The 12,831-nt window shown below is 70.5% G+C and carries 8 protein-coding genes; all 8 read left to right on the top strand.

What is annotated here, in order from left to right; genetic code table 11:
* Positions 1-266: 266 nt before the first annotated feature.
* The 8 genes from HKK72_RS09710 to HKK72_RS09675 are packed head-to-tail and all read left to right on the top strand — an operon-like array spanning position 267 to position 12,828.
* Positions 267-470, top strand: coding sequence for a DUF2997 domain-containing protein (locus tag HKK72_RS09710; protein WP_187233950.1), 204 nt, complete (start codon positions 267-269; stop codon positions 468-470).
* Positions 458-1,072, top strand: a complete 615-nt coding sequence (locus HKK72_RS09705; RefSeq protein ID WP_187233949.1) for a 4Fe-4S cluster-binding domain-containing protein — start codon at positions 458-460, stop codon at positions 1,070-1,072. Before HKK72_RS09710 ends, HKK72_RS09705 begins: the two co-directional genes overlap by 13 nt.
* A complete protein-coding gene (locus HKK72_RS09700; RefSeq protein WP_222720534.1) occupies positions 1,073-2,620 on the top strand; it encodes an AAA family ATPase in 1,548 nt (515 codons plus the stop codon).
* 4 nt (positions 2,621-2,624) lie between these two features.
* Entirely contained in the window at positions 2,625-4,463 is a 1,839-nt protein-coding gene (locus tag HKK72_RS09695; protein WP_187233948.1) for a hypothetical protein, read from the top strand.
* A 6-nt stretch (positions 4,464-4,469) separates the two neighbouring features.
* On the top strand, positions 4,470-6,764 hold the full coding sequence (locus tag HKK72_RS09690) for a hypothetical protein (protein ID WP_187233947.1): 2,295 nt from the start codon (positions 4,470-4,472) through the stop codon (positions 6,762-6,764).
* 5 nt (positions 6,765-6,769) lie between these two features.
* Positions 6,770-8,698: a hypothetical protein gene (locus HKK72_RS09685; RefSeq protein WP_187233946.1), complete on the top strand. Its 1,929-nt coding sequence runs from the start codon at positions 6,770-6,772 to the stop codon at positions 8,696-8,698.
* Positions 8,695-10,950, top strand: a complete 2,256-nt coding sequence (locus HKK72_RS09680) for a hypothetical protein (RefSeq protein ID WP_187233945.1) — start codon at positions 8,695-8,697, stop codon at positions 10,948-10,950. Before HKK72_RS09685 ends, HKK72_RS09680 begins: the two co-directional genes overlap by 4 nt.
* A 6-nt stretch (positions 10,951-10,956) precedes the next feature.
* Positions 10,957-12,828 carry a hypothetical protein gene (locus tag HKK72_RS09675; protein ID WP_187233944.1) on the top strand — a complete coding sequence of 624 codons (1,872 nt, stop codon included), beginning with the start codon at positions 10,957-10,959 and terminating at the stop codon, positions 12,826-12,828.
* Positions 12,829-12,831 lie beyond the last annotated feature (3 nt).

The following is a 12,831-nucleotide window of genomic DNA, read 5'->3' as shown; positions in this document are numbered from 1 at the left end:
CGCAAGAATCATTTGCCGACTTGTCGGAGTCAACAGGAGTCAGCCAGTTATGTCGGGCTATGACCACATGAGGTCATGCGTGTCGACACACCCCGGGATCGGTCGATCGCATGCCGTCGTACACCGAATCGGTGGCAGGAGGACGACCCGGGCCTGATGACACGATCGGCCGCAGTGCTGGAAAATCCAGACACGTGCGGTGGGGCCGGTCGCGCCTCACGTGCGTCATAGTACGCAGCGGCCCTGTCCCCTCAGGAGGGTGAGCGATGGCTGAGGAGAGCGTCGAGATCGTCATCGGACCGGACGGCACTGTGGAGATGCGGGTCCAGGGTGTGGCCGGCACACGCTGCCTGGACGACACCGATCCCCTCGTACGGTCGCTCGGCGGAGCGGTCGAGCATCATGAGCTCACCGAGGAGGCCTACCAGGAGGTCGAGACCGAGGAGCAGGACCGCCTGTGGCAGGGCTGAGCGGCCTGGACATTCCCTGGCGTCTGCACGCCGTGATCGCTCGCAGCACCGCCAACGGGCCCGGCACCCGCCGCGTCATCTGGAGTCAGGGCTGCTCCCTGGGCTGCCCCGGCTGTTTCAACCCCGAGACTCACGCGCCGTTGGGCGATGGAGGCGATGGCGATGGCGGCAAGGGATTCGTCCGCCCGGTCGGTGAGGTGGCGGCGGACGTGCTGGCCGATGCCGCGCACCTGGAAGGGGTGACGCTGACCGGCGGCGAGCCACTGGAGCAGCCGGCCGCGGTCGCGGCCTTCTGCACCGAGGTGAAGGCGCACAGCGGCCTGGGGGTGATCGTGCTGACCGGCTTCACCCGCCGGGAGATCGAGGCGGACCCGGCCCGGGCGGCGGCCGTCGCCGACGCCGACCTGGTGATCGCGGGACGCTACAACGAGCGGCTGCACCTGGGCCGGGGGCTGCGCGGCTCGTCGAACAAGGAGCACTGGACGCGCACCGACCGCTACGGAGCGGGCGAGCTGCCGGACGTACCCGAACTGGAGATCATGATCGCTGACGACGCGACGATGACGTTCACCGGCATGGTGGCACCGGGAGGGGAATTCTGAGTGGGCACGATCAGCATTCATGACGAGATCCGGCAGTATCTGCGCGCCCGGGTGGCGCTGATCGTGCTCGTCACGGTCGAGGAGCAGCGGGCGCTCGAGGTACTGAACCGGGTGCGCCGCGACCGCGACCCCTCGTCCGACCTGGTCACCTGGGACATCGCCGATGGCATGGAGTCCGTGGCGGGGCGGCAGTTGCCCAAGGCGACGACGCCTCCTGAGGCCCTTGCCAAGATCCAGGAGCTGGCGCTGAAGGATCCGTCGCGCCGCGACCTGTACGTGCTCAAGGACTTCCACTCGTTCTGGGAGCGCGACCCGGCGGTCCGCCGCCGGGTCCGCAACCTCGCCCACAAGCTCGTGTTCACCGGCTCCTCGCTGATCGTCACCACGCCGGTGCGCACCATCCCGGTGGAGCTGGGCGATGACGCGGTGGTGGTGGAGATGCCGCTGCCCGACGGTGAGTCGCTGCGCCGCGAACTCGACCACCTCATCGACAGCACCAAGGGCGTGAAGTCCGCCCTCACCCCGGCGGGGCGCAGCAGGCTGGCCCAGGCGGCGCTCGGGCTCACGGCGGCGCAGGCCCGCCGGGCCTTCGCCAAGGCCATCGTGCGCGACGACGTGCTGGACGACCGTGACATCGACACGGTCGTGGCGGAGAAGAAGGCCGTCATCCGGGAGAGCGAGGCACTGGAGTTCTACGGCGCCGAGGAGACCCCCGATGACCTGGGCGGTCTCGACGTGCTCAAGGAGTGGCTGCGGCTGCGTGAGCGCGCCTTCAGTGACGAGGCCCGGCAGTTCCGCCTCCCCGCCCCCAAGGGGATCGCGCTCATCGGCATCCCCGGCACCGGTAAGAGCCTCACCGCGAAGATGATCGGAGGGCTTTGGCGGCTGCCGCTGCTGCGACTGGACGTCGGGGCGCTGTTCGGCCCGCTGGTGGGCGAGTCCGAAGAGCGGGTGCGCAGGGCGCTGCGGCTGGCCGAGACCATATCGCCGTGCGTGCTGTGGATCGACGAGGTGGAGAAGGCGCTGGCGGCGGGCGGTCATGACGGCGGCACCTCACAGCGGGTGTTCGGCACCGTGCTGACCTGGATGCAGGAGAAGACCGCGCCGGTGTTCGTCGTGGCCACGGCCAACGACGTCAGCGCGCTGCCGCCCGAGACGCTGCGCCGCGGCCGGTTCGACGAGGTGTTCTTCCTCGATCTGCCCACCGAGGAGGAACGGCGCGAGATCATCACGGTCCATCTGCGCAAGCGCGGGCGGATGCCGGAGGCCTTCGACGTGCACCGGCTGGCCGAGGACTGTGACGGGTTCGTCGGCGCCGAGCTGGAGCAGGTCATCATCGACGCGATGTACGAGGCGTTCGCCGAGGACCGCGACATCACCACCGCCGACATCGCACGCGCGACGGCCCGGACCGTACCGCTGAGCAGGTCGCAGCGTGAGGTCATCGAGGATCTGCGCGCCTGGCTGCGCGAGGGCCGCGCCCAGTCGGCGTCCTTCGCCGAGGCCGCCCAGGCCGCCGAACACCAGGTGCCGGTACTGGAGGTGTAGCGGCGTGGTACCGCTGACGGAGGACTTCGCGGCCCGGCTGGTGCGGTGGGCCACCCGCCGGCGTGCCGACGGCTCTCGAGGGCCGCGTGCGCGGTGGGCGTGGCGGTTGCTGGTACGGGGCTGCGCCGAGGGCGACGCCGCCGTTCAGGATGCCGTACGGGAGGGGGCCGCCGAGCTGCCGGAGGCCGATGCCCTGGAGCTGCTGACAGTGGCGCCGGAGGAGCCCGCCGACCGGGTCGTCTATCTGGCGTTGATCGGGCAGGGCGCTCAGCGGCGGGCGCTGGATCCAGGCGGTTCGCTACTGGCACTCGCCTATCGGGCGGCGACCGGGGAGCGGCGAGGGCGACTGCGTGCGGCGCTGGCGGCCGAGGGCGATGCCGACGTGATCCGGGTCGTGGTCGCAGGCGAGCAGCGCGATCGGGTCGCCGAGCTGTCAGGTGCCGAGCTCGACTACCTGAGCCGGCAACTGGCCGAGCACCAGCGCTGGGACGAGCTGCGCCGGCTGGTCCTGGATCTGCCCCTGGCCGGCGCGATCCCGACCGCCCGGCTGATTCCGGCCGACCGGCGCACCGGTGCGACCGGCGACCTGCTCACCGCGCTCGCCGCATACTCGCCCGAACGGCTGCGTGCGACCCTCGCGAGGCTGCCACGGCAGACCATGATCACGCAGAACTGGGGACGTGCGCCGGTGTCCCTCACCCCGGCTCAGGCCGTCTTCTCCCCGGATGGGGCCGAACTCGCCATCGATATCACCGATACGCGCTCACCCATGCTGCACATGCTGACGATCCCGATGGCGACCGGAGAGAGCTCCCTGAGCGCCAGTGAGCGGCGCGAACGCTTCGGAGTGAGCCGTTGCGTCGTGCACATGGGCGACGAGATCTTCTGGCTGAAGGACAGGGGGCATGGAACTCCGGGCGATTCCCTCAGCCGTGTCCACCCCGTACAGAAGGTCATTCCCCCCGAAGGCCCGAAGCTCATCTCGTGCATGGCACGGGCGAGTACGGGAGTCGTCGCGGTCACCGCGTCCGGGCTCGTCTTCGTCGACCGGGGGTCCGTCCGCCGACGGCACCTGCCTGTCCCTCGCCTCGCCGAGGTGGTCGAGGCGTCCGTCGATCCGAGAAGGCACTTCGGGTGCCGGATCGTCACGCTGCCGGACGCCCGACTGATCGCGGTCAGTACCGGTGACCGGGTACTCGTGCTGGACGAGCAGGGGACCGTGCTGGTCGAGGAGCGTCTCGGACATGCCGCGCCGCCGAGGATGACCTTCCTCACCCCGGATTCGCTGGCGGTCGGGGCAGATGACCGATGCTGGGAGATCTGGACGCTCTCGGCATCCGGCGGCCTGCGCCGCGGCGCCGAGAAGGGCAGCGGCCGGGCCGGATTCGAGGCGTCGCTACGGGGGTTTCCCCTCGATGCCGAATTCGCCACGTGGCTCGGCAGGGATGACCGCCACCTCTACTTCGGCGGTGACCTCCCGGATTCGCCGCAGCTGGACAAGGGCAGGAGCCGGTGGGTGATCACGGTGTCCACGTACGCGGACATGATCGTCACCGTGGACGGGTGGCACGACCGCGACACAGGCTGGTTCCAGGTGCGCAGCCCCTACCTTCCCTCCGTACGCGAGATCCTGAAGCCGCCGCTGCTGCAAGCGACCCCCCGGCAGTGGCAGCGCGTGCGGGAGCTGCACGCCCGGATCGGTGACCCCGAGGTCCGCGAGGTTCTCGCGCTCTCCGAGGCATGTCTCGCACACCGCTTCGAAGCCGAGATCGAACTGGGCTCCGGTCCGGTGCTCGCAGGTGGCCCTACCGACATCGCACTCGGTGCGGACCGGGCGGAGTGAGGCCCCATGCGCCTGCGGACCGCCGCACTGCTGTTGCGACTGCCTCTCGGCCGAGGGTCACAGCGGCGTCGCCAGGCCCTGGAGACCGTGTTGCGCGCGGCCGACTCCGGCGAGCCCGTGGCCATGCACGCGGTCGCTCGCGAGCTTCGGTCCAAGGGCCACGAGGCGGTCTGGAATGTCTGGCTGAAGGCGTCGGTGTCCGGACCGTCTCCCCGGCGGTGGACCTCCCCCGTTCTGCCGGAGCTGCTCCAGGGTTCCGCGACGGTTCCCGACAAGGTGGTGAACGCCGCCTGGCGTGACTGGCTGGCCGAGCACGATGCCGCGCTGTGGTCGTTGCTGGAGCGTTGGGCCCGTCCCGCGACGGCCTCCGATCCCCGCAGGCGCTCGCTCAGCCTGCTCGCGCTAGGTGACGGCGCGACCGTGGACGCACCGGTGCTGATCGAGGCCGCCACCGACTTCGACCACCCGATCGGTGAGCGAGCACGTGCCCGGCTGCTGGCAAGCGGCGACCCCGACGCCAACGACCTGTACTGTGCGGCCGCGCTCGACTCCCCCGACGCGACCGCGTTCTGCGCCGCCCATCACCTGGCCCCCGCCGACGAGGTGCGGCGCGCCGTCTTCTTCGTACGCACCGGCCGGCGCGAGCAGTACCACGCGCTTGATCCCGACGGCGGCCTGCTCGCCCTCGGCTACCGGAGCGCGTCGGCCGAAGAACGCTCGGCGTTGCGGGCCGCGATGACCGCACTCGGCGGCATCGACACGCTGCGGGTACTGGCCGGACAGGGCACCCGGCCGGGCGACCTCACCGCGCTCACCTACCAGGAACACACCTACCTGGTACGGCGGCTCACCGACCAGCGCGACTGGAGCCGCCTGTGGTCGCTCACCGCCTTGATGCCGCTCCCCGACGCCGTGGAAACGGTACGCACGTTCGGCGACTGGCGGCCGGCCGGTGAGGACGACCCCAGGATGTTCGAGGCTCTGCGAGCCGCGGATCCGTCGCTCGTGCGCAATCGCGTGAACTCCCTTTCCAACATGTCGGGGAGCCCGGCGAACCCGCGCCTGCGGCCCACCAGTATCAGGCTCCGTGATCTCCACGAGCGCGTGCCATCCGTCCATGACCTTGATTTCGCTCCGGACGGCACGCAACTCGCGTTCGTTCAAAGAGGTCTGAACGGTTGTGCCGGGATCATCGACATCGAGCGCAGGACACTGACGCGACTGTATTCCGACTTCGCACACCCGCTGGAGCGGGTCGCACATCTGGGGTCGGACACCATGGTCGTGGTGGAGGCCGCTGGGAGAAGAGGTTCTCCTCGCCAGAAGATCCACTTCATCGGCCCCGACGGTGTGCGGGTACATGATTTCGGGGACGCCGACCTCCCAGGAAAAACCGGCATCCTTTGCCTGGACCGTGTCGCCGGTGATCGCGCCTTCAGCGTGACCGCGTGGGCTTACGACTGGGACGGGAATGCAGAGATCACAGTGTGGGCCGGGGGCCCTGATGGACATCTCGCGCGTGCCCGCGTACTTCCCGGTCTGTACGGCGGATACTCAACGGTCACCACGGTAGGTCCCGACGGCGGACTGATCGCCGTACTGGGTCATGAACAGCACGGGTACGCCGAGGTGGTCGACCTGGCCGGCTCCGCCGTCAACACCCTCGACCCGGGATCGGGCATTCCGCACCGCATGCCGTCGCATGCCGCGATGTCCCCTTCCACCCTCGTCCGCTGCACTTCCGACGGCGACCTGCAGGTGTGGCATGAACCGCGCACCTCCAAGGAACCACCGAGAACCGCCCGCGTCTGGTCACGCGAAACAGCCCCGCTCGACCTTGCCTGGTCGCCCGCCCTGGCCCGGTTCCTGGCGGTCGGCCGGTCGCATCTGGAACTCCTCGACGTGTCGTGGGTCCCGGACGGTGTCATGCCGGGCGACCTCGTATCGGAGCGGATCCCACTCGCATCACCCCTCGGTGAGTCGCGCTTCGCCCGGCTGTCACCGAGGGGGCACGTACTGGCCGTCTGCGGCCTGGGTGGCACGATCGACCTCTACGATCTCACCGGCCTGATCGTTTCCCTGCCATCGGTCGTCACCGGCCCCGTCGGCCTGATGGGTCACAAGGCCCTGTCCGATGTGGTCGCGATGCTGGAGCATTCAATGCTCGATGACCAGTCCCGGCAGGTGCTGACCCTGCTGCGGCTCTGTCTGGAGCACCGGTTCGGCCACGACGTCGCGATCGGCGACGCGGCCGGGCCGACGGCCGTGGCGGACGGCTACGAGATCGAGTTGGGCGGGTGAGGGCGGTGACGAAGACGCTCACCACCGATGACGCCGTCCGGCTGGCGCGGCGGGCCGCGAGGAGACGCGCGGACGGCTCCCGGGGGCCGCGGGCGCGGCGGGCATGGCGGCGGCTGGTGCGGGCTTGCGCCGACGGTGATGCGGCCGCGCAGGACGCGGTACGGGACATGACCTCGGGCCTGCCCAAGACCGATGTGCACGAGACCGATGTGCTCGACCTGCTGGCCGCGGGTCCGGACGAGCCCGCCGGCCAGGCCGCGTACCTCACCCTGATCGGGCAGAGCGCCCAGCGCCGGGCACTGGATCCGGACGGTGCACTGCTCGCCCTGGCCTACCGGGCCGCCACCCACGAGGTGCGCGAGCGGCTGCGCACGGTCATGGCCGCCGAGGGGGACGGAGATGCGGTGCGGATCGCGGTCATCGGCGACAGCCGGGACCGCGTCGCCGAGCTGTCGCCCGCGGAGCTGGACTATCTCGGACACCGGTTCGCCGAGCACCGACGCTGGGACGAACTGCGCCGCCTCGCCCTCGACCTGCCGGTGGCCGAGGCGGTCGCGATGGCCCGGCTGCTGCCGGAACGGGAGCTCACCACGGACTCTGCCGCGGCGCTCGCGGCACTGGCCGGGCGGTCCCCCGGAGACCTGCGGGCCACGGTCGGCCGGCTGCCGCGGGACACGCTGATCGAGTACGCGACGGGCGACGACTGCTCCGACATCGACGCGTCGTTCTCGCCGGACTCCTCCGAACTGGCCGTGACGTACATGGCCGACCGGAGGATGAACGTCGAAGAGGAGCGGGTCGAGACGCTCCGGATCGGTACGGGCGAGAGCTCTCGCCGCTTCGGCAAGAACGTACTGGGGATCAGCGATGACCACTTCACGGTGCTGCACCTCGGCGAGGAGATCCTCGTCCGGCGCGACAAGGGCAAACGGGGCCAGATCTACCGCGTGATGGCCGACGGCCAGGTCATCCGTTATCCCCCGTCCAGGATCTCGTGCGTGAGGAGATCGAGCCGGGGCGCGGTGCTGGCCCAGCCCGACGTGCTGGTCTTCGCCGATCGGGGCGTGAAGAGACTTCGGTTCCAGCGGGTCCCCCGGCTCCAGGAGAAGAACGCGGGCCGGGGGCCGGGGCTCAATCATCTCCACTTCGCCCTGACGACATTGCCGGCCGCGGGGCTCATCGCTTTGTACGACCACGGTGAGCTGCTGCTGCTGACCGAGGAGGGAGAAGTCCTCCACGAGATCGATCTGATCGACGCGGGCGAGTACGCGGGGCGATGCGACCCCGCGCTCTCCTTCCTGTCCGCGGACTCTCTGGTGCTGCACCGCTACGCGAACTCGTTCCTCGCCTCAGGCGCCGAGCCGTCCGGGCAGCGCACCGAGATCTGGGAGCTCCCGGTGAAGGGCGCACCGCGACGCACCGCCCAGCACGAGGGGGCGATCCGGGAGAGATGGCCGCTCGAGGAGTGGCGCGGGCGGTGCCTCGACGACGCGTTCGCCGCGCGGATCCTCATCTCCGACGCGGCGGCCGGGCGGTTCGGGGGAATCGACGAGGACATCCTCCCCTGGCGGTATGCCCCATCCGTGCCGGGCTCGCGGCTCGGGCTGCTCCGCGGCCCCATCGCGGTGGCGCCGTGGGGAGACATGTTCGTCACCATGAACAGGATGTCCCCCGAACGGGACCTCAGGCTGCACAGTCCCCGGCTGCCCTACGCCCGCGCGGCACTGGAACGGCCGCTGGTGCGCGGCACCCCGCGGGACCTGCGCGACGTACGGGAACTGCGTGCGGGGATCGGCGATCCCGCGGTGCGGGACGCGCTGGACCTGCTGGCCACCTGTCTGTCCGAGCGCTTCGGTGGCGACATCGAGCTGGGCACCGACCCGGTGGCGGCCGGCCCGCACGACATCGCCCTCGGCGAGGATCGGACGGGGTGACGGCGATGCGTCCGTGGACCGCCGCGCTGCTGCTGCGGCTACCTCTCGCGCAGGGGTCCCGACTGCGCCGCCAGGCCCTGGAGACCGTACTGCGCGCGGCGAACGCCGATGTGCCGGCGGCCACGCCCACTGTCGCACGTGCCCTCGGCCGGCTCGGTCCCGAGGCGGTGTGGCGGGCATGGCTGGATCCGTCGGTGTCCGGCGGGCCTCCGGGGCGATGGACCTCGCCGGATCTGTTGGAGCTGCTGGAACGCACGGCGCCGGTTCCCGACCTGGCCGTGGACGCCGCCTGGCGCGACTGGCTGGCCGAGCACGATGCCTCGCTGTGGTCACTGTTGGAGCGCTGGGGCCGGGCCGCTTCGGACTCCGATCCCGAGGCGCGAGTGCTCAGCCGACTGGCGCTCGGGAACGACCGCGTGCCCGTGGAGCCGCACCTGCTCGCCGGTGCCGCCGCCCGTTTCGACCACCCACTCGGTGAGCGGGCACGTGCGAGGCTGTCGGCATGCCGCGACGCCGAGGCCGTCGACCGGTTCTGCGCGGCGGCGGTGGACTCCCCCGACGCGATCGCGTTCTGCGCCGCGCACCATCTCGCCCCCTCCGACGAGGTGCGGCGCGCTGTGTTCTTCGTACGAACCGGGCAGCTCGAGCAGCACGGGGCACTGGATCCCGATGGGGAGCTGCTCGCCCTCGGCTACCGGAGCGTGTCCGCCGATGAGCGCTCACTCCTGCGAGAGGCGATGACCGCACTCGGTGGGATCGACACATTGCGGGTGCTGGCGGGACAGCGCCCCGAACACGACGATTTCACCTCCCTCACCGAGCCGGAACGCGCCTACCTGGTACGGCGGTTGACGGATCGGCGCGACTGGGACCGTCTGTGGCCTCTGACCGTGCTGATGCCGCTGGCCGAGGCCGTCGACGCGGTCCGCGCGTTCGGCGACTGGCGGCCCTCCGACGACCGCCTGGTGTTCGAGGCGCTGCGAGCCGCGGACCCGCGTGCCGTACGCGCCTGTGTGACTGCTCTCTGCGCCGCGCCCGCGTCCTGGCGTACCCCGCACACCCGCATCAGGCTCGGGGAACTGGACGCGCGAGCGCCCAGTGCCTTCGACCTCGACTTCTCGCCCGATGGCATGCAGATCGCCTTCTCCGGGCCGAGCGTCCACGGTTTCGCCGGAATCATCGAGCTCGGCGACACGACGCTCACGCGGCTGTATTCCGGGGGGCGGATGGGGATGGTGCTCGGAATCACGCATCTGGGGTCGGAGAGCGTCCTCGTGAAGAACGAGAAATTCGGCAGCTCCTTCGTGCGGTGGGGTATCCACTACGCCGACCCCACCGGAGTGCGGGCACTGGACCTCGAGACGGCCACGATCCGTGGGCTGCACCGCATCGCCGGTGACCGGGCCTTCGCGGTCGTGTCCGCCCGAGACCACGGGAACGAGGGGTTCACGGTGCTCCTCGGTGCGGGCGACGGCCCCCTGCTCGACACCGGTCTGCTGGGCGACCTGCGGCGGGAATTCCTCCGGACCACGGTGGATCCCGCCGGCCGGGTGATCGGCCTCTGCGGCAAGGACACCACCGTGGTCGCCGATCTCACCCGCTCCGTGGTGAACGTGCTCGACAACGGCCCGCGCCCGGCCGTGGGCAGCCTGCATGCCGCCCTGTCGCCGTCCGTTCTCCTCCGCGGCGACTCGGCGGGCAACGCCCACGTGTGGCACGAACCGCTCACCACCACGAGGCCACCGCTATCGCGGCTGGTCTGGTCACGGCCGAGTTTCCCGGTCCATCTCACCTGGTCGGCCGCGCTGAACCGGTTCCTGGCGATCAGCATGGACGCGGACGACGGATCGGAGTTGTGGCTCCTCGACGTGCCGGCCACCCGCGACATCCCCCTGCCCGACGACCTCGTGTCCGAGCGCATCGCCCTCGCGCACAGCGACTACCGGAGGGCACAGGTGTCGCCGAAGGGCGACGTGCTCGCCATCGGGGGCCCGGACCACACGATCGACCTTTACGCCCTGACGGCCCTCACCCTGCGCCCGGTCATCGCCGGGTCCATTGGCCTGATGGGCCGCAAGGAACTCGCAAACGTGGTCGCGGTTCTGGAGAATCCGGCCCTCGATGCCGGGTGGCGGCCGACGCTGGAGCTGCTGCGTGCCTGCCTGGAGCACCGGTTCCGCCATGACATCGGCATTGGGCCACCGGCGGACGCGATGGTGACGGCGGATGACGACATCGAGCTGGGCGGGTGAGGAGTAGTGGCGAAGACGCTCACAGCGGATTCCGCCGCCCGGTTGACGCGGCGCGCGACGCTCCGGCGTGCCGACGGTTCCCGGGGGCCGGGGGCGCGGTGGGCGTGGCGGCGCCTGGTGCGGGCCTGCGCCGACGGCGACCCGGCCGCGCAGGACGAGGTACGGGCCAAGGCCGCTGAGCTGCCCGAGACCGATGTGCTCGACCTGCTGGCGATGGCACCGGACGAGCCCGCCGACCGCGCCGCGTACCTGGCCCTGATCGGGCAGGACGCCCAACGGCAGGCCTTGGATCCGGACGGAACATTGTTGGCCCTGGCCTACCGCGCCGTGGCGCAGGACGTGCGCGAGCGATTGCGCACGACCCTGGCCACCACGGCCGACACCGACGTCATCCGGGTCGTCGTCACCGGCGACCAACGCGACCGCATCGCCGAAATGACCCATGACGAACTCGACTACCTCGCACGCCACCTCGCAGACCATCACCGCTGGGACGAACTGCGGCATCTCACCCTGGACCTGCCGGTGGCCGAGGCGGCCGCGACGGCCCGGCTGCTGCCAGAGCGGGAGCGCCTCGGAGACTCCGCGGCGCCCCTCGCCGCTTTCGCCGAACGGTCCCCCGCAGAACTGCGGTCCACGGTCGACCGGCTGCCGCACGACCGCCTGACCATGAGCTGGCCGCAGAGTGCCTGGATCAGAGGGTCCTTCTCCCCCGACTCCTCCGAACTCGCCGTGATCTGTGCCATCTGGGCGAAGAGGAGATCGTGCGATGTGGCGACGGCCCGGATCGGCACCGGCACCTGGACGCACCACTACAGCGGGGAGTACAGCCCACTGGGGCTCAATGATTCGATCCTGCACCTCGGCACCGAGGTCATCATCAGGCTGTACAGGGCCATCGGCCGTTATGACGTCATCCGGATCCGGCCTGACCACCAGACCCTCTGCTCTCAGTCCGATCTCTCTTATATGCGGAGGGCCGGCCGTGGTGCGGTGCTGCTCTACCCCGACGGGCTGGCCTACGCGGACCCGGGGGCGACCGGTCTGCGGTACGAACCGTTCGCCCGGTTCGGACACGAGCACGCGTGCGAGGCGGTGCGCACGGGCGATTCCGCGCTGACGACCCTTCCGGGCTCCGGGCTGGTCGCGTTCGTCTGCCCTAACGCACTCCATGTGGTGAACGAGAACCAGAAGGGGACCATCCGGACCGCCACGTGGGGAGAGCGGTATGCCAGTGACGACCGGCACGGACCCGCGCTCTCCTTTCGCTCCCCCGATTCACTGGCACTGACCTATTTGGCGCACTCTCAGGGCTGGACGAGCTACACCGAAATGTGGACGTTCCCGCCACAGTGCGGGCCGTACCGCGCAGCCGAGCATGAGGGCGCGATCACGGACAGGTGGCCGCTCGGTGGATGGATGAGCCCGCACACCGACCACTCCTTCGCCGCGGTGCTCATCTCCGATCTGTCAGGCAAGCTCGACAAGGACCTCCCGTGGCTACGAGGCGCCGCCGCGCCGGACCTCCCCGGCGGGCCCGCGCACAGGAGGTTCCTGGCGCTCTCTCCGTGGGGAGACATGCTCGCCACCAGTACGAGCACGGCCATGGGCACCGTCTGCGAAGTGCACAGCCCTCACCTGCCCTCTGCGCGAGGGCTGCTGGAACGGCCCTTGCTCCACAGCGGCCCACAGGATCTGCGACGCGTACTGGAACTGCGCCCCAAGATCGGCGATCCCGCGGCCCGGGACGCACTCGACCTGCTCGCGACCTGTCTGGCCGAGCGCTTCGGCGGAGAAATCGCGCTGGCCGGCGGCACCGGCCCCATCCCGGCGGGCGGCACCACGGACATCGCCCTGGGCGAGGATCGGACGGAGTGAGGC

Origin of the sequence: Actinomadura sp. HBU206391 (assembly GCF_014323665.1) — a bacterium.
In the GTDB taxonomy this organism is placed as follows: Bacteria; Actinomycetota; Actinomycetes; order Streptosporangiales; family Streptosporangiaceae; genus Actinomadura_C.
The sequence above is the reverse complement of the archived record's forward strand: the minus strand, read 5'-3'. Positions and strand labels throughout refer to the sequence as shown.

What these genes read in the sequence shown, in the direction of transcription:
- HKK72_RS09690 (WP_187233947.1), top strand. Translation starts at nt 4,470, where the DNA reads ATGCGCCTGCGGACCGCCGCACTGCTGTTGCGACTGCCTCTCGGCCGA.
- HKK72_RS09710 (WP_187233950.1), top strand. Translation starts at nt 267, where the DNA reads ATGGCTGAGGAGAGCGTCGAGATCGTCATCGGACCGGACGGCACTGTG.